This window comes from Bacteroidia bacterium, assembly GCA_033391075.1.
Taxonomy (GTDB): Bacteria; Bacteroidota; Bacteroidia; order J057; family J057; genus JAWPMV01.
The window spans coordinates 7,523,439-7,542,943 of record JAWPMV010000001.1 but is presented as its reverse complement, the minus strand read 5'-3'; the positions used below and the strand labels follow the sequence as shown (position 1 = coordinate 7,542,943).

Below are 19,505 nucleotides of genomic sequence, written 5' to 3'. Positions count from 1 at the left end.
GCCTCACTTCAGCCTCATATGTTCAATTCATTGTCAGATCCGCAGGGGGAATCGGAGGTGGAACGATATTTTCGATGGGTTTTATGATCCGTAAATAATCGAAGATCGCTCTAATATCTTCTTCCTTGAGCTCTGCATAAGACTGCCAGGGCATGGGCGGCAATAAACTCCTGCCATTCTCCATCCCTTTGTGTTTTCCCGCTGTGATAGCCATTTTAAACTGTTCATAAGTCCAATTCCCCAATCCGCTGGGATCAGGCGTTAGGTTGGCAGAGAAAGAAACTCCCCAAGGACCTATGGCAGTTGTCAAATCCGAATTGAATAAAAGCCAATTTCCCTTTGGCGCATCCTCTTTCTCAAATCCTATAAAAGGTTGATCGCCCGGATGCCCTGAAAGCATGCGAGCAGGATCAGGAACCGGACCTTGCTCAGTCATTATTTTGGGCGTATGGCATGAATTACAATCCATAAGGGTGATAAGGTATCGACCTCTCTCAATAGAAGCTTCTATATCAGAAACTTCAGGCTCTGTGCTGTAGGGTGAATTATGGTCAGGAGAAACCTGTCCACAAGACGTAAAGAGATATACCAGGCATAGGTAAAGAAGGGCCGCAATCAGTTCCAACTTTCTCATAAGTGCAGTGATTAATTGTATATCTAGTGAAAAGAAAACTGTGTTTTATTCACAACATCCATAGGTCTGCACAGTAAGCTATAGGTTGGGTCATTCTGAATGGGAAAAATCACAGAGGTTCCTCTGCAATAATCAGAATAGGCGAGTAGAGATAGGTCTGATATTGTTACTCTAACGAAATCTTTCTTATCCTGAATATTTCAAGCAAAAAAAAATGCCTCATCCTGAAATGAGGCAAATTATTTTTAAATAATCTTTTAAATTTTCCTTTTAGGTCAATTGGAAGCCGATGAGATTCCAATAATTCATCATAAAGAGCAAGCCCAGCATCCCCAGAGAAAGGATGAGGTAGAAAATACTCGAACGAATTTTCACATCTTTCCGGAAATGCCCTAAAGCAAGGACAAATTGAAATAGGGTAAAGAGTCCAAAAATCGCAGAAATCACAAAGGTGAGATAGTGGCTGTCTTTTACGCCTTCTTCAAAAATGGAATCCAAAGTCAGTCCGAATGCAAAGGCGAATCCTAGCAAGAGCAAGACATTCACCATCGTAATAAATTTGGAAGCAATGGGCAATTGCCGTTCTGAACTCAGGCCATAAGATCGCTTGAGAAAGAAGTTGATGAGCCAAAGGATAAGGGCAAAAATTCCCAGCCCCAAACTCATGATCAATATGAAAATGTTGAGCGAGCGGGATTCAATCCCACTGACCCTTTCCATAGCGACATGAGGCGAAGCATCCATATACATGTATGCATATTCTCCCAAATCATCTTTCTCGAATGCCAGTCTTGCCGTGCTTTGGCTATTCTGGAATAAAGTTGGGCCGATCGGTATCCAGCTCTGGGGATCCGAACCATCTGTCCAGAGCTTTCCATTTCGAACCGAAACTTCTGTAGGTGTATTGAGCAAACCTATGATTTTGGTAAAGCGATTGTGAGGCCTGCGGTTGCTGAGATAAGAACCACTAAATGCCTTGAGTTCTTCTTCAGACAATTCTATTTCATTCAGCTCAGTAGTATTAGGGTAAAAGCGATCAAAAAATGCATCTGTAGCTTTCCGGATCAAATCAACTCCTCCCTGGGTATTGGTCGAAATGAAAATCCCTACATCTTCATCTGGCATGAGCAACATATAGCTGAAGAAGTATTCGGTAGCTCCTCCATGTCCTACAATCTTATAGCCATTTCTGCTATGATCGAAAAAGCCATAGCATATGCCTCTCAATCCTTCTGCATGAACATGCAATGGAGTTTGCATAAGTCCGGAAGTGGTAGAATCGAGTAGCGCTACCTCTTCATACTTCCCATGATTCATGTGAGCGACCATAAAGGGCACCATATCTTCTGCTGTCGTCGAAGCAATCCCTACAGGTGCAAGGGGAACTCCTTTGAAAGAATGGCTGCTATATTTCCCCTCGCTATGGGTATATCCCTGCGAATGTGCTTGCTTAAATTTTGGGGGGAGATTATAGGCAAAGGTACTTTTCGTCATCCCAAGCGGATCAAATATCCGCTCCTGTACATAATCTTCCCATTTCAATCCTGAAATCCTTTCCACAATATAAGCGGCCATTCCCGTCCCATGATTTGAATAGGAAGAATGGACCCCCGGCGGCCTTATCCTGCCCGGATTATGCTTTTTGAGTTCTTCACCCAGAGAATTTGGAGGAAGGCTATCAGAAGAAAATAACTGAATGTAGTAGTCCTCAAATCCTGCCGAATGGCTCATCAGATGCTTCATCGTGATCACTTCCTCATAGCTATCATCTATTTCAAAATCCTCGATATAGCTTCGGATATCGGCATCCAAATTTAGTTTTCCTTCTTCATAGAGCTGCATGACAGCCGTCCAGACAAACATTTTAGAAATAGATCCCATACGAAACAGGCTTTCGGCAGGGTCAACTTTTATTCCTGCTTTTTCATCTGCCCATCCGTAGCCCTTGCTCCAGAAAAGTTCCTGCCCTTTTACAACAGAAACTGTCACTCCATTGATGTCCAATTCCTGCATCAGGGTTTGGATCTGACCATCCATGAAGGCATCCAGAGCAGCACTGTCTATAGGGCTTTGGCTAAAGGAGAAAAAAGAAAAGAATGATAGGGTAACTAATAGTAGTAGGCGTTTCATCGCTAAGTGTAGTGTGTAGTAATTATCTCCTCTAATTTACGCCTTCTCTTTAAATTGGTTAAACGTAAAAAAAAAGGGCAGCCCAAAAGCTGCCCTTATGATCTATCTTTTTTTCTTAATTTCTTATGATTTTTATCACCGCCTGCTTCCCATCCGCTTCAATTTGCACAAAATAAATTCCTTTAGGTTGTGGTAGATCAAGGGTCAGCGTACTTTCAGCCCTATATGTCTCACTCATCAGCTTTTGTCCCAAAGCATTGAGTACATTCATATTGATTTCCTGGTACAGGCTTCCCAATTCCACCTCTACCCTTCCCTGCGAAGGATTGGGATAGTACTTCACTTGTGATTGAAAATCCGGATCAATTCCGACTATAGATACATTGGTACAGGCAGAAATTTCAGAGCAATTATCCCGACTAATGATGACAGCATAGTTTCCATCAACTTCAGGGGTAAAGCTTTGTTGGGTAGCTCCGCTAATAGGCGAATTATTGTTATCACAATCCACCCATTGGTAACTCACATTGAGGCCATGTGCACCTCCCTCATTAGCTGTCAAGGTTTTGCCAATCAAGGTCACACTCGTATCCAGCGGCTGGAGACTAAGATTCAATATGACTACACTATCGCAGGCACCAGTACCGGATAGCTGCTGAACGAAACTTCCGGATTGCGTATAAGTCCTCCCATTGAGGGTATAGCTGTTGCAACTGCTCGCACTTACATAAGAAGTGTCCAAAGTAGGAAGAACATCCGTGATAGTATTGAATACGGTATTGGTAATCACTGGCTCGTTAAAGTCAAAGTATATCCCGGCAGTATTGGTAAGTTCTGTCCCCACAGGAAGTCCAGCCAATGGTGCTACTTCAAACATCACATAGCCATGGCTATTCTTTTCATCTGTGGTGCTATCCGGCAGATGGATATTGTCAAAGCGAAATTTCAACACCCGATCTGCAAGAATCTCCGTGATCATGGGCTTATGACTTTGGCCTACAACTTTGAGGCTATTGATATCGAAATCCTGATCCAGGGTATCGAGGATGAAAATATTGATCGCATCTGCATTTCCCGTATTTTGAAAGCGTACCGTATAGGTCAGGAGTTCATTTGCCTCTATATATCCTTCCTCACACAATCCTTGTGGAGAAGCTAGCTTATCATTAGGGTCGTAAGCATTGATTACGTCCCGGCAATAATCACGGGTATTGTTTTTTGTGTTGGTATCATTGGTTTTGGGACTGATATCTGCGTCCAGACAAATCCGATCTCCAATGCCAGCATTCAGACTAACTGTCACATCTACGGCAGCCATAAAATGCGGACTGTCAAAATTCATATTACTGACATACCAGATCAGGCTATCTCCGATGATTGTATCCGGAGGAGGCGAAGAAGAATTATAGCTTAAGAATGGATCGAGTACAAGTACCACTTCTCCCGTTACGGGCTGACATCCATCATTGAATGCGTCTATCCAAATCGTGGCAGGAAAACCTGTTCGGAAGGGAGTAGAAGTAATATTGACGACCAAATCCAGCCCATTTTGGCTGGTAGGTCCATTTACCAAAATATTGGAAGTTCTGCTACATCCGCTCGCATCAGTAACGGTAAACTCATAGGTCCCTGCAGTAGTGAAATTTGCAAAGGTATCTGTACTCGCAGGAGTATTATTCCAGGAATACATATAGGGAGCTGTTCCCCCCGAAGCATAGCCTGATGCAAAGCCTGTTCCTCCACAAGTTACATCCGCCACACTATCAATAATTGCAGCAAGATTGGAACAGGAATCCTGGGTCCATTTGAAGGCAAACATAGAAGTATTTCCACTGTTATTCAGGGTAAAGCTCCCCTGCCCCGGATCAATGTCCAGGCTTTGGAAAAAGCCTCCACTTACATAAATATTATCCTGGGTATCAATGCTTACATCACGAATAAGGTTGTAAGCATCAGAATCAAGGCTTAAGGCCCAGTTAAGGTCTCCGCTCTGATTCAATTTAACAATAAAAAAGCTTGACCGGTTTGGAGGAGTGAGATTTGTACTTCCCGGTCCGGGATCAAAATCGATCGTCCCCTGATAATACCCAAACATATAGGCTTGGCCGGATTGGTCTAGCCGGATGATTTGCGGATTGACATAGCTATTGTTACCAGGAATAGATACTCCGCTAAATTGTTTCGCCCAGACAAAAGCTCCCTGATTGTCTAGCTTTAGCAGATAACCGTCATTGCGGCTACCATTGCTAGAGGAAGTCATAGTAAAAACGCCTGTTCCCGGATCAAAATCCGGGCTTCCCTGAAAATCTCCTGCAAGATAGACAACGCCCGCCTGATCTACGTCCAGGGTATTGGTTCCCCAGGGGCTTCCTCCCGACACAGCATTTACTCCCCAAACAAAATCTCCTGCGTTATCAAGTTTTAGAACAAAGACATCCGCTCCATTTCCCAGACTAACTACATTAGAAGTCCCCGCACCAGGATCCAAATCAAGAGTTCCACTAAACCTTCCAGATAAGAAAAGATTGTCTTGGGAATCCATTTGAAATCCTCCCAAACTATTATAACTCCCATTCCCAATTTCTTTTACCCATTGAAAATCCCCATTACTATCCAACTTTTGAATAAAAAATTTGCCATTATTGCCCGCATTCAAGACGCTAGAACCTGCCCCCGGATCGAAATCTATAGTTCCGTAGAAATAGCCTGCCAGAATCACATTGTCTGAAGCATCAACGTTTAGGCTTGCCCGCTCGCTATAATCTGTTCCTCCGAAGTTCTTTGCCCATAAAAAATTGCCATTCCCATCCAGCTTTAGAACAAAAAAGTCGCCCCAATTGGTATTATTTGCCGTAAGGTTGAAAGTATTCGGGCCTGGATCAAAATCCACTGTACCACTAAAAAGGCCGGTAAGGTAGAGATCTCCGTTTCCATTTATTCCGATACTCTTCCCTGCTAAAGAATCTGTAAAAAGTCCGAGATCAAAATTATGCCCCCAGAGAAAATTTCCTGAGGCATCCACTTTTTTGATAAATAAGGAAGTAAATCCTGATCCGGAATTGACTATATGGGTTCCCGGTCCGGGATCCAGGTCGAGGTTTCCTTCATAAAGCCCAGCGATAAAAGTATTGCCTGCCTGGTCGGCCTGAATAGCTGTTCCAGTCGTGTATTGTTGATTATCCAGGGCATATCCCCAATCCAGGCCGACATATTGACCATAGCTGAGGCTGCATAAAAAAAAGAGGACGAGGAAGTGTAGGAATTTGTTCATGGTTAAAAAATTTGAAGTGTGGTTATAATAGATGACGTATATCAACCCATCAAAGGTTGGGGCCTGGTTCTTCTTTCAGTAAAAGGATGAGGATCAGAAAGGAGAGGAGAACTGAGGGAAGAAATGAGCGCGATCGATTTAGCTTAAGTTAATGTACTTATTTAATCTACACACGGATAAAAAAAATACCTATAAAAGGGAGAAAAGATTTTGGGTCTGCAAGGCTCTACTTTTGCTTCCAGATCTTGTGCAGACTTCTTTGATTTTCTCCTATTAATTCAATTATATATATGCCAGCTGCCCGGGGCAAGCTAATTCGGGTACTTTCGATTTCTTCAAAAATTTCCTTTTGCAGCAACAAACCTGCATAATTATAAATCCTGATTTCCAGCTCTTTTTGTATGCTAAGAAATTCCAGTCTAAGCTCGTCTCGGGTCGGATTGGGGTATAACTTGAGCTGTTCCTGAAAATCCTTATCAATAGCAAGGCGGGTCATATTGATGCAGTCCGAAATCTCCGAACATGCTCCCTTTATTATTTGAACAGCATAGTTTCCGTTCTGAGAAGGACTGAAACTTCGATTTGTCGCATTTGCGATAGGGAGATTTCCCTGATCACAATCCAGCCATTGATAGCTGGCTCCCTCTTCTATGGCTTGAAGGCTTCCTCCAATCTGTTCTATCCCGTTTTCTATCTGCTCAATTTGCAGGTCTAATACCAGGACGCTATCACAATTATCCATGCCGCTGAGGTATTGGTAAAATAAGCCCGAGTGCTCATAGCTGATTTCATTTAATCTAAAACTATCACAGCTATTCACCTCTAAATAAGCGGTATCCAATCTGGGAAGCTGATCTATAATTGTATTTCGAACGGTATTGGTAAGGACAACCTCATTGAAATCAAAATATATCCCTGCACGATTGAAGATTTCTGTTCCTGCTAATAGGCTGTCTTCGGGAGCGATTTCATAAAGGATATAGCCATGACTATTGGGCTCATCACTGCTACTATCAGGGAGATGTATATTGTCAAAGCTGAATTTCAATACCCGATCCGGAAGTAGTTCCACAATCAAAGGATCATGACTTTGGCCAAGTAAGCGAAAACTTTCCAAATCCAAATCTGTATCCAGGCTATCCAAAATAAAAATATCCAGAGCATCGGCATTGCCTGTATTTTGAAATCGAATCTTATAGCTCAGTAATTGATCATTGAGAATATAACCTTGCTCACAATGACCTGCTGGATACACCTGTATGTCATTGGGATCATAAGAATTAAGGATCGGCTTACAAATCATTTGTTCATTATTGGAGGGATCGACATCGCCGCTAAAGGCCTCAGCTTTCGCCCAAAAACAAGCATTTGATAAATTGCTTAGCGGGACAGAAACATCCAGATTCAGGGCAATTCTCAAAAGCCCCTCATCATAGTCAAAGTCATTCTTCGTCCAGATCAGGGTATCACCTTGTATAAATTGGGCTGGAGGAGAAACTGAATGGATACTGATTCTCGGGTCGCTCATCACAAATTTCAGGCTCAGGCTATCAGATACACATCCATTATTTCGGGCCTCCAGAAATGCGGTCTGCCTCCTTCCTGCTCGTAAGGGAGGGAGTATCAAATTTACTCCCATGTCCCGCTGATTTTGATATTCCGGACCAGGAAGGTATACATTCGTTCCCGTGGAGCAGTTTAAGGAATCCGAAATCATGAGCGCATAAATGCCCGGATCAAAACTTCGCAGGATTGAATCCTGTCCCAGAGGGTTGGGATTCCATATATAGGTGTAAGGGGCTAAGCCTCCTTCTCCATGACTAGCTATCAAACCCGAAATTCCGCACTGAATATTATTGACACTATCTATGGCAAGGCGAAAGCCTGAGCAACTGTCTTGCTCCCATTTTAGTAGGAAGATATCCGAATTTTGATTCGGGCTTCTCAAGTAGGCAATTCCAGGGCCGGGATCGATATCCCAGGCAGCGCCTAATCTTCCCGCCAAATAGATGGCCTCTTCTTTATCAATTACTAAATCCTTGACCAGTTCAGGAATATCTTTTCCAAAGGTCCTGCTCCAAATGAGATCAGCATTATCGGTTAATTTCAAGAGGAAATTTGCTTTATCATTGGGGCCTCCCGCTATACTCATCCCCGGGCCAGGATCGAAATCAACCTCTCCCCAGACATAGCCATTCAGGTAGATATATTCATCTGCATCAAATCGTATAAATTGAGGATAGAAGGAACTGAAGTTGCCGGATGTACCGGAGAACTGCTTTCCCCAGATGAAATTCCCCAGGCTATCGATTTTTTGCAGAAAGCCATCGAAATTCAATCCGTTATTTGAGGAAGTCAGCCCATACACCGCAGGGCCAGGATCAAGGTCGAGCGATCCACTAAAGCTCGCCGTACAATAGATTTCCCCTTGCGCATTTACTTCAAGATTGCTGTGAAATTCCGAATTTTCGCTTTGAATTTGACTGACCCAGAGAAGATTCCCTTCCGGACTCAGTTTTAGGGTAAAAATATCATAGCTCAGGTTGAGGGCATTCAACATAAAAGTTCCCACTCCAGGATCGAAGTCCATACTGTTTTTGAAACTCCCCGAAGCAATAATATTCCCTCTTGCATCTGTTCGAAGAGCACCTATATAATTCTGTTCTGAATTTCCCAGACTTTTAGCCCAAAGGAAATTAGCCGCACTATCCAATTTCTGAAAAAAGATATCTCCTCCGCTTGAAGCCGTAATGGAAAAATCCCCCGGCCCAGGATCAAAATCTAGGGTACCATAAAAATATCCCATCCGGATGATGTTGGAGGAGTCATCCAGGGCAATCGTGGAGAAAATTTCATTCTGCTGAGCTCCCGTTTGTGTAGCCCAGAGGAAATTCCCGGAGCTATCCAGTTTTAGCAAGAAAAAATCATAGTCAAAAGCTGTGGTGCTATTGAGGATAAAATTTCCGGGGCCTGGATCGAAATCTACCATTCCTCTGAAAGAAGCACTTAGGTAAACATTGCCCGCAAGATCAACTTGAATGATTTTATCTATGACAGTATCAATCCGACTTCCTGCAGAAATTTGCTTTACCCACAGTAAATCTCCGGAAGGCGTGAGTTTTTGAATAAAAATATCTCGTTCTCCCGGCGCTGCACTGAGAATATTTGCGCCTGCAGAAGGATCAAAGTCTACACTTCCCTCAAAAAAGCCTGCCATATAAATATTTCCGGAGGTATCAACTTCAACGGCCCGAGCGAAATCAACCTCCGAACCTCCAAAAGCTCGGGACCATCCCAATTGTGGGGACTGCGGAAAGGCATAACAGATGATAAAAAACAGTTTGAGAAGAATGGTATAGCGTTTCATGCCTGGGGAATCAAAAACAGGGATTTGCCTTAATATAAGATTCCTTTACCTTATTAGCTCAAGCGAAATTTGTATTCCATCGGGCTAAATAGAAAAAGCGCAGGACTCAATTAATTATCAATTTTATTATTGCTTGTTTCCCATCTGCCACTAACTGTACAAAATAAATACCCGCAGGATGAGCGAGATCCAATCCTAAGGTACTTATCCCAAAATGTCTTTCTCCTCCTACTCTTTGTCCCGTAGCGTTTTGGATACTCAGGCTTACTTCTTGATAAAATCCTCCTAATTCAAATATCACCCTGGCCTGGGTGGGGTTTGGATAATACTTCAACTGAGCCTGAAAGTCCGAGTCAATACTTAGTACGGAGACATTGGTGCAGGCAGATAACTCGGAACAGTTATCCCGGCTAATAATTACGGCATAATTTCCATTTCTTTGAGGGGTAAAGCTTTGTTGGGTAGCTCCGTTGATAGGCGAATTATTGTTATCACAATCCACCCATTGGTAACTCACATTGAGGCCATGTGCACCTCCTTCATTAGCTGTCAAAGTTTTGCTAATCAAAGTCACACTCGTATCCAGCGGCTGGAGACTAAGGTTCAGTATGACAACACTATCACAGGGCCCCATTCCGGATAGTTGCTGAACGAAACTTCCGGATTGCATATAGGTCCTCCCATTGAGGGTATAGCTGTTACAACTGCTTGCACTTACATAAGAGGTGTCCAAAGAAGGAAGAACATCGGTGATAGTATTGAGTACCGTATTGGTAATCACCGGCTCGTTAAAGTCAAAGTATATCCCGGCAGCATTGGTGAGTTCTGTTCCCACAGGAAGCCCAGCCAATGGAGCTACTTCAAACATCACATAGCCATGGCTATTCTTTTCATCCGTAGTGCTATCCGGCAGATAAATATTGTCAAAGCGAAATTTCAGCACCCGATCTGAAAGGATCTCAGTGATCATAGGTTTATGACTTTGGCCTACAACTTTGAGGCTATTGATATCGAAATCCTGATCCAGGGTATCGAGGATGAAAATATTGATCGCATTAGCATTTCCGGTATTCTGAAAACGTACCGTATAGGTCAGACGTTCATTTGCCTCTATGTAGCCTTCCTCACACAATCCCTGTGGAGAAGCCAACTTATCATTAGGATCAAAGGCATTGATTACGTCCCGGCAATAATCACGGCTATTGTTTTTTGTGTTGGTATCATTGGTTTTGGGACTGATATCTGCATCCAGACATATCCTTTCTCCAATGCCAGCATTCAGACTAACTGTCACATCTACGGCAGCCATAAAATGAGGGCTGTCAAAGTTCATATTACTGACATACCAGATCAGGCTATCTCCGATGATTGTATCCGGAGGAGGCGAAGAAGAATTATAGCTTAAGAATGGATCGAGTACAAGTACCACTTCTCCAGTTACGGGCTGGCATCCATCATTGAAGGCGTCTAGCCAAATCGTAGCAGGAAAACCTGTTCGGAAGGGAGTAGAAGTAATATTGACGACCAAATCCTGACCGTTTTGGCTAGTCGGTCCATTTAGCAGCACCTGGGAAGTGCTATTGCAGCCTCTACTATCTGTCACACTAAACTCATAGCTTCCTCCTATATTGAAGCTTGCGAAACTATCTGTACTGGGAGGGCTGCTATTCCATTCATAAGAAAAGGGAGCCTTTCCTCCTAACGCATGCCCTGAGGCATAGCCCTGTCCATTATTGCAACTTAATGCTTCTAAACTGTCAATAATCGCAAGCATATCCGAGCAGGAATCTTGCGTCCATTTTAGCAGGTAAAAAGCGCCATTTAAACTATCTGGACCCAGGAAAAGCGAATCCGGGCCAGGATCAATATCCATACGTTCAAATAAACGTCCTGTGAAATACAGGTTATTCAGGGGATCCATGCCCATATCAGATATATCGAATCCAGGTACAGGTTGGCGATTAATGGCATATATAAAATCACCTGAAGGACTTAATTTTATGAGGAAACCGCCTCTGACATGTGTAGCGCCCAGCCGATATACAGCTGGTCCCGGATCAACATCCATTTCTCCAAGCATAGTCCCAATCAGGTAAATATGGCCTAAAGGATCCGAATGAATAATATCTATAGTAGCATAATCAGAGGAATTACTATTCGGAAATCTTTCCAATTGTTTTGCCCAGATAAATTCTCCCCGCTTATTTAGTTTCACAGTAAAACCTGTGCCATTTCCGCTGGTAGCCATCGAAAACTGGCCTGGCCCGGGATCAAAATCTGCCGCTCCATAATAAGAACTTCCAACAATCACATTCTCGTCAGGATCAATCACGAGATTAAAAATATTATTCCAGGTACCTCCCCCCTTTCTTACAATAGATCCCCAGAGAAAATCCCCGGAAGTATCCAGTTTTAACACAAAAACATCAATGTTCTGAGAGTTGTTATGAGACATAAGCTCAAAAACACCCGTACCTGGATCTACATCCAGGGTTCCATTAAAACCCGCACACATATACAGATTGCCTTGCTTATCTACCTCTATTGCTCCCAATTTATTTCTGCGGCTATTCCCTATGGATTTTGCCCACAAGAAGTCTCCTTTATGGTCCAGTTTGAGCATAAAGAAGCTTCCACTAGATCTGGCATTCATAAAAAAAGTAGCGGGCCCCGGATCAAAATCCACATTTCCCCAAAATTGACCTCCCAGGTAAACATTTCCCCTCCCATCAACACTAATTTTCGCAATCTGTTCATGGGAATTTCGCTCCATTGACCTGGCCCAAAGAAAATTACCATTCGGATCTAATTTCAGAATAAAATGATCAAAGCCATCCGGGCTATTGGCTGTCATATTGAAGGCATTGGGCCCTGGGTCAAAATCTATAGTGCCCGTAAATATCCCTGTATAAAACACATTCCCATACCCATCAATTGCCATATTTTTCCCTGATACAACTCCCGCTAAAATCGGATTGATTCCTGTTCCAAAACTATGACCCCAAAGAAAATTCCCTGAAGCATCCATCTTTTTTATAAACAAAGAATAATTTGCAGTATCGTTGCTTGTCATTTGAATCCCGGGTCCCGGGTCCAGGTCCAGGCTTCCGTTATAAACTCCTTCTATATATGAGTTGCCAAGTGGATCCACAAGGACCGACTGACCTAATGATTCCAATTGATTGTCCAGGGTGTATCCCCAGGCCAGGCCAAGGTTCTGGGCATAGCTTGAATACCAAAAAAAAAGGATGGAGAGAAGGCTCAAGATTTTTTTCATGGTTTGCAAGCTTTAGGTAGATGATATAAATCGGCATATCATCCAGGAGACTCGATTCTAGTTATCAATATAAAATATTTATCTCTTCTATCTTCAGCTACAAAGGTCTCAATTCGCATTTTATAGATGGAAAAATAGCTAAAGGCTTTTCCGGTCTTGCTACCCATGAAAAAAAGCGCAGCACTTTCGCGCTACGCTTCTCCAAAAATCTGAAAATATCTTGAGACCTAGAGGCGGTCGAGTAATTCTTTTTTCTTGGCGTTGAACTCTTCATCTGTCAGAATGCCTGACTCTTTGAGTTTCCCGAGCTTTTCCAGGAGAGACATGATCTCATCGCTGCTTTGAGCTGAAGAGTCTCCTCCCCCACTGTTATTGCTTTGGTTCATTTGATTCATCATCATTTGTCCCATTGCCAATCCTGCTCCCATATCCATCCCAGAGCTTCCGCCCGGATTCTCGGCAGATTTTTCCATGGAAGTTGCAGCCTGAAATTTCATAAAACGATCCAGATCTCCTACCATATTCATTTGGGTATCCTTTCTGAGGAATTCCTGCAATTCTGGTGGGAGGGTAATGCTCTGAATAGAGAAGTCTGTAATTTCAATTCCAAACTGATCGAAGAAATCGCTAATGCGAGGCAAAAGAGCTTGTACAAACTCGGTCTTATTGGCCTGCATTTGAACGAAAGAGAAATCGTTCTCAGCCATTTCAGCAACAATCTCCGTAAAGCGATCTACGAGTTTACCTCTCAGCATTCCTTCTACGGAGTCCAGGCTAACTTTAGGCGTTGTGCCTGCTATTTCTTTAAAGAAGTTTTCAAAGTTGTTTATGCGGAAATTGTAGGAACCAAAGGCTCTAAATTCCACCTGACCAAATTTGCTATCAGGTATAGTTACCGGACTGGGAGTTCCCCATTTGTTGTCCGTGAATTGACGCGTGTTGAAAAAGTAGACATCTACTTTAAAAGGTGAATCAAATCCATATTTCCAGGAGTTGATGGTTGTCATGATTGGCATGTTGCGGGTAGTCAGTTCGTGACGACCTGCTTCAAAAACATCTGCCATCTTTCCCTCATTGATCAGAACTGCTGCCTGGGAATCTCTAACAGTCAGTTGAGCCCCCATTTTCACTTCTTTATCCTGATCAGGGAACTTCCACATAATGGTATCACGTGAGAAGTCTACCCACTCAATGATGTCTATAAATTGCCCTTTGATAAAATCAAATAGTCCCATGTTTTTGCTTTCTAATGAAATGTTATCGTGTGAATCTAAATATAAGGTTTTTCTTATGAATATTATTTCTTTTCTATTGGTCTTTTGTAGACGGGAACGGTCGAACAAGGCTCTCCATAACTCAGCTTTTTTACATAGGGCTGCATGCGTCTGGTAGCCTCCACATAAATGGCATCCGGCACCTTGACATCGCTACAACCTTTGATCACTACTGGCTTGTCCTGGTATTCACTGAAATCTATTTTATCCAGCTCCTGCATATACAAATAGACTTCCAGATCCTCCAACGTACCAAAGACTACGCTTTTGGCGAAAGGTTGGAGTTTTACTTCCAGGAGCATCCATGCCCAAACCTGTATGATTACATCTTCTGCAGAGCAACCAATCGCCACATGCTTGTCCTGATATTGAGACCAGTCATGCTCACGAACCCAGGCTCGAAAGTCTTTTTCTCTCAGAATCATCCCATGAAAAAGCTGATCCTTGATATCAACTAAAACCCGCTCACCTTCTGCGTGATAATTCTCCAACTTGAAGGTAATGATGGGGCTATTGGCTATTCTATTTACGATCTCGGACATAGTGAACGTTTTAAGGTGTTAGGGTTTTAGGGTGTTTGCGTTTAAGTGGGGCATTAACTCTAACAGGCTAACACCCACGCACGCCAGCACCTCCTACTCCATCCTGTAATACTGATAATTCTGCAGCAGATAATGCTGTCCATTGTGCGACTTTTCATTGTATTTCTCAACGAGCAAGTCGGTCAGGGTCTCTCTCAGTTGATCGATATTCATCTTGGCGCCAGCTGAAACAAATAACACGGGAGCATTTTCCTGTGCATAGAAGCTGGATTGAAGGGCTTTGCGCTCTTCTTCGGAAAGGAGGTCGATCTTATTAAAAACCGTGAGCACGGTCTTTTTGTTAAAGTCCAGATCGCGAAGGGTCTGCTTCACATTTTCAATATGAGATTCAAATTGATGATGGGAGGCGTCAACTACATGGATCAGGATATCAGATTCCTGAGACTCAGCCAGGGTACTTTTGAAAGATTCTACCAGGTGATGAGGCAGTTTACGGATAAAACCAACGGTATCGGAAAGGAGAAAAGGAATCCCATTGATAGAGACTTTTCTCACAGTTGTATCCAAAGTTGCGAAGAGTTTATCCTCAGCTTTCACCTGTGCTTTCGCCAGGATATTCATCAGGGTGGACTTACCTACGTTGGTATATCCTACCAATGCTACACGTACGAATTCCGAACGGTTTTTGCGACGTATGGCATCCTGCCGGTCGATCTTTTTTAGCTGCGTTTTTAGTTGGGAGATTTTCTGGCGAATGATTCGACGGTCTGTCTCGATCTCTTTTTCACCCGCACCTTTCAAACCGATACCCCCTTTTTGACGGGAAAGGTGAGTCCACATCCCTGTCAGTCTGGGGAGAAGATATTGGTATTGGGCCAAATCTACCTGTACCCGGGCTTGGGAGGTTTGCGCTCTTTCGGAGAAAATATGAAGGATAAGAGAGGAGCGATCCAGGACTTTTATTCCCAGATGCTTATCGAGGTTCCTCATTTGAGAAGGACTCAGGTCATCGTCAAAAATGACCATATCGGCCTCATTTTCTTCGATGGCCTCTTTTATTTCGTCCAGTTTACCTGTGCCTACATAGGTAGAATTGATAGGCTTATCCAGTTTCTGAATGAAGCTCCTCACAGCCTTTGCTCCTGCAGTCATGGCAAGGAAAGCCAGTTCATCCAAATAGTCTCTCGACTGCTCAAATGTCATTTCTCTTGTACATACCCCTACAAGAATCGCCTTTTCTACGCCGACCTGCGTGCCTATCTTTTGTTTTTCTATCATATAAATTGGCTACATGCTTGTGCCTTTTTGCCTACGGATGTAGCATGCGCAAGTTACAAAAAAGAAGCCAGAAAGGGTATTTCTTGAGGCTTTGGTCAAAGCTGGAAATTTCCCCTCCAATTATTGGTTACGATTCCGAAGATTTGTGTAACTAAGATTTAGATGTGAGCGCACAGCAAAGTTCTCATTGCGAGCGAGAAATTCGGGCGAAGAAATCTCCTTCGCTAAAAACAATTGAGAGTCAAAGAGATTGCTTCGCCTGTAATACAGGCCCGCAATGACTCAAATGTTCAGGATATCAAAACAAGCTAGACACCTCCTTTAATCAAATTCTTCATGAAACCTCCTCTATGTTCGATCTGTCGCAAAAAGTTCAGCCCTTCCAAAAGTGGCGGATCAGGTGTGTATTTCAAATTGACTAAGGAACAACAGGCGGAAAAGGATCGAATGAAAGAGCGAAGAATGATAGGCCATCCACCGGGCTATCATTGGTTTTGCGAGAATCATATTGAGAAAGCGAGAAAATATAAGCACCTCCACTGGTCGGAAGCGAAAAGTCATATCCTAAAAAAAACAGGACTTTTTAATCGTCTGAAATCATTTTTTCAAGGAAATTAGGCTTTCTTTTAAAGCTGATACAGCCTCCTTCAATGCTTTGCCTGCATTTACATTCGCTGGCCTTTCAGCTAAGTCATGTACTTCTTTCAGGGCTATTCCCAAATCAAGTTCCTTCTGAGACTGAACAATAGCCTTTCTTTCTTTCTGCCAGATTTCTCCCAAATATTCTTGTTCAGGTTGGCCGGGAGTGGGAATAAGAATCAATCGATTGAGTCCCAAAGCTTCATAATCCATGAGGCTGCTATAGCCCGTACGGGAAATCACACAAGCTGCTTGCTGAAAAGCTCTTTGTAATTCCTTTGTATTCATAAAAGCTAGTATCCTATAATTTTCTCTCTGCTGCTCCTTGCCTTCTCCCGCTTTGCCCTGCACAAGGGTAAAATGCCGATCAATCTTCTGTATTTGCTCCAAAAGCTTTGCCTCTAGCAAGCTCCTTTGAGGCTCTGGGCCTGATAAGACGATCAGGACATCGATTTTTCCTTCAGCTTTTCCCTTCTTAGCCTCAAGGGCCTGAAATCTGGACAATGGCCCCAGGTATCGGAGCGGGATTTTTAGGTTCGCTTTGGATAAATCGCCCGCCAGTCTATTTTCGCCTGCATAATCCGGGACCCAGCATTCGGCAAACTTCTGGATCATTTTTCTGTGTTGCCGATTAGATGCTTTTAGAAACCATTTGGGTGTAGCAGGAGATTGAATGCTCAATTGATGACAAAGGAAAATACAGGGAATCTTTTGAGTATAAATACCATATCTATTGTCAGAGATGGCTGCATCAAGGTTTCTAGCTTGTATCAGTTTTTTAAATAAACGCTTTTCCAAATATTTAACTCCCAATACTCGCGGTGCCTGGGTAGTCAATTCCCGAAGTTGATTCTCAGATTCCGAATAATGGATATTATAAGCAGGCAAGTCCAGATATTCTAGCTCGGGAAAATCCTCTTTCAACAAATAAAGGCTTTCTTTAGTCCCTCCAAGTACAGGCTCAAAGTCTTGATACAGAAGTTCTCTGATGATGGGTATACATCTGCTTGCATGTCCCAGCCCCCAGTCCAGAGGAGCCACCAAGACACGAAATTTATCAGCCAAAACGAGAAAATTTGTGGTAATAAAACAGGCAAAATAAAACCCCTCAGATAGAGGGGTATAACACTAGAGTAGTAGTAATCCTAATCGTCGTCGTTCTGGTTGCAAGTAGTAATCGACAATAGCAACCCAGACGATTTCGGGGGCTATTTAAATCGGTCGCCCGAGATTTTATACAGAACGAAATAAATGATCTTATTATCAATTTATTAACCTAAATCTATATGAAGCATTTGAATAATCAAAGGATTTTTTGACTTTTTGTACAAAATATATCCTCACTTAAATATAAGGTCGATTTCGAGCCCATTCATTCATTTCATTTTTTATATAAGGAGGGGGGCTTTTTTACAAAAATGTTAATTGCATACAAAGCAGCGAATTTTTATTCCGAAACGTTTTTTAGAAAACCTTCAACAAAACCAAGGCTATGAAAATTCTACCTAAGATCCTTTGCTGTCTGAGTCTTCTTCTTTCCAGCGGCTTCCTCATGGGCCAAACACATTTGGGCCTGAAACTTGGAAGCATGCTTCCAGAAATTATGAGTGATGATATCACCGTAAGTCCTTTGGCTTCCTTTCATGGAGGAATTTTTATCAAAAAATCTCTGGGGGGCAAATTAGCTACTCAGGCTGAACTCAGGTACAGTTATGAAAGATTACAAAATACTCAGGGATTTGGGGCGATAAACATGAATACTCAAATGATTAGAATGCCCATCGAATTGATTTATGGTCCTACTAGTTGGCTGGAGTTACATATTGGACCCAGTATCGGATACAAACTCGCGCAAAGGGATGAGGTGGTAAGTATCGAAGGAATTATTCCGACCTCTTACAGGCCTGTAAGATTGGCAAAATGGGAAGCAGGCATGGAAATAGGAAGCGCTTTTGCACTGGGGAGTCGTAATAAGATAGGTATACGCTATTACCAGGCATTAACCTCTGCTTCACGCCATAATAGTTTTGAAGGCAATCAATACCAATTGGGTGTTTATCTATCGACTAAACTGATAAAATTATAGGCCTTAGGTCAGGTCTTTTAAAGCGGGTATTACATGGTCCATGATGCGCTCTTCAATATTGCTGGTATCGGCTTTCTCAAAGCCTCGTCCTGTAACCGTCTCGAATAGCTCGATGTATCTGTCCGTGATCTGACCGACGAAATCATCTGGCATATTTGGCATGGTCTGGCCATCAAGCCCCTGAAAGTTATTGGCCATAAGCCATTCTCTCACAAATTCCTTGGAGAGTTGTTTTTGGCGCTCCCCCTGTGCTTGTCTTTCCTCATATCCATCCGAGTAATAATAACGGGAAGAGTCAGGGGTATGAATCTCATCAATGAGGTAGATTTTTCCATCATGGGTTCCAAATTCATATTTGGTATCCACGAGAATCAATCCTTGCTGGGCAGCCAGTTCAGTTCCTTTCTTGAAAAGCTCAAGGGCATAATGTTTTACCTGCGCCCATTCTTCTGCTTCCAATAAACCACTTTTCAGGATTTCTCTTTCGCTGATATCCTCATCATGTCCGATCATGGATTTGGTAGCAGGCGTAATGATGGGCTCTGGAAGTTTGTCGCTTTCTTTGAGTCCTTCTGGCAAAGCAACTCCACAAAGTTCCCGCAAACCGGATTTATAGGTTCTCCAGGCATGTCCTGCCAAATAGTTCCTGACGACCACTTCAATCAGAATGGGTTTGCATTTCAAACCGATCGTAACATTGGGATCAGGTACGGAAACCACATGACTGGGCACCAGGTCTTTGGCAGCATCAAAATAGAAAGATGAGGTCTGATTGAGTACCTGTCCTTTAAAAGGAATAGCTCTTGGCAAAATATGATCAAAAGCGGAAATACGATCACTGGCAACAATTACCAGGTATTCTTCGCTAATGTTATAGACATCTCTTACTTTGCCTTCATACTTTCCTCTTTGTCCGGGGAAATTAAAATCAGTGGATTTGATCGCTTTTGCCATAAAGCCTATTAGTCTTGTATGTTTTGTTTAGGGCAAAGATAGTTCTTCTAGCG

At 42.8% G+C, this 19,505-nt stretch carries 11 protein-coding genes; 1 reads left to right on the top strand and 10 read right to left on the bottom strand.

The window, feature by feature from the left end; all coding sequences use genetic code 11:
• Positions 1 to 22: 22 nt before the first annotated feature.
• The 9 genes from R8P61_29930 to R8P61_29890 form a co-directional block, all read right to left on the bottom strand.
• Positions 23 to 634: a diheme cytochrome c-553 gene (locus R8P61_29930; GenBank protein ID MDW3651335.1), complete on the bottom strand. Its 612-nt coding sequence runs from the start codon at positions 632 to 634 to the stop codon at positions 23 to 25.
• A 270-nt stretch (positions 635 to 904) separates the two neighbouring features.
• Positions 905 to 2,764, bottom strand: a complete 1,860-nt coding sequence (locus R8P61_29925; GenBank protein ID MDW3651334.1) for a serine hydrolase domain-containing protein — start codon at positions 2,762 to 2,764, stop codon at positions 905 to 907.
• Positions 2,765 to 2,879: 115 nt separating this feature from the next.
• Positions 2,880 to 6,035, bottom strand: coding sequence for a T9SS type A sorting domain-containing protein (locus R8P61_29920; protein MDW3651333.1), 3,156 nt, complete (start codon positions 6,033 to 6,035; stop codon positions 2,880 to 2,882).
• Between the two features lie 226 nt (positions 6,036 to 6,261).
• Complete coding sequence (locus R8P61_29915; GenBank protein MDW3651332.1) at positions 6,262 to 9,402, bottom strand: T9SS type A sorting domain-containing protein; 3,141 nt, start codon at positions 9,400 to 9,402, stop codon at positions 6,262 to 6,264.
• A gap of 106 nt (positions 9,403 to 9,508) precedes the next feature.
• Positions 9,509 to 12,679 (bottom strand): T9SS type A sorting domain-containing protein, encoded by a 3,171-nt coding sequence (locus R8P61_29910; protein MDW3651331.1) that lies wholly within the window; start codon positions 12,677 to 12,679, stop codon positions 9,509 to 9,511.
• A 227-nt stretch (positions 12,680 to 12,906) separates the two neighbouring features.
• Complete coding sequence (locus R8P61_29905; protein MDW3651330.1) at positions 12,907 to 13,914, bottom strand: SPFH domain-containing protein; 1,008 nt, start codon at positions 13,912 to 13,914, stop codon at positions 12,907 to 12,909.
• Between the two features lie 62 nt (positions 13,915 to 13,976).
• On the bottom strand, positions 13,977 to 14,495 hold the full coding sequence (locus tag R8P61_29900; GenBank protein ID MDW3651329.1) for a DUF2480 family protein: 519 nt from the start codon (positions 14,493 to 14,495) through the stop codon (positions 13,977 to 13,979).
• A 93-nt stretch (positions 14,496 to 14,588) separates the two neighbouring features.
• Positions 14,589 to 15,773 (bottom strand): GTPase HflX, encoded by a 1,185-nt coding sequence (hflX, locus tag R8P61_29895; GenBank protein ID MDW3651328.1) that lies wholly within the window; start codon positions 15,771 to 15,773, stop codon positions 14,589 to 14,591.
• Positions 15,774 to 16,370: 597 nt separating this feature from the next.
• Positions 16,371 to 17,477: a glycosyltransferase gene (locus tag R8P61_29890; protein ID MDW3651327.1), complete on the bottom strand. Its 1,107-nt coding sequence runs from the start codon at positions 17,475 to 17,477 to the stop codon at positions 16,371 to 16,373.
• Positions 17,478 to 17,904: 427 nt separating this feature from the next.
• Between R8P61_29890 and R8P61_29885 the strand changes: the two genes are divergently transcribed.
• Positions 17,905 to 18,498: an outer membrane beta-barrel protein gene (locus tag R8P61_29885; GenBank protein MDW3651326.1), complete on the top strand. Its 594-nt coding sequence runs from the start codon at positions 17,905 to 17,907 to the stop codon at positions 18,496 to 18,498.
• Between the two features lie 3 nt (positions 18,499 to 18,501).
• Here the strand turns inward: R8P61_29885 and R8P61_29880 are convergent, their stop codons facing one another.
• A complete protein-coding gene (locus R8P61_29880; protein ID MDW3651325.1) occupies positions 18,502 to 19,452 on the bottom strand; it encodes a phosphoribosylaminoimidazolesuccinocarboxamide synthase in 951 nt (316 codons plus the stop codon).
• Positions 19,453 to 19,505 lie beyond the last annotated feature (53 nt).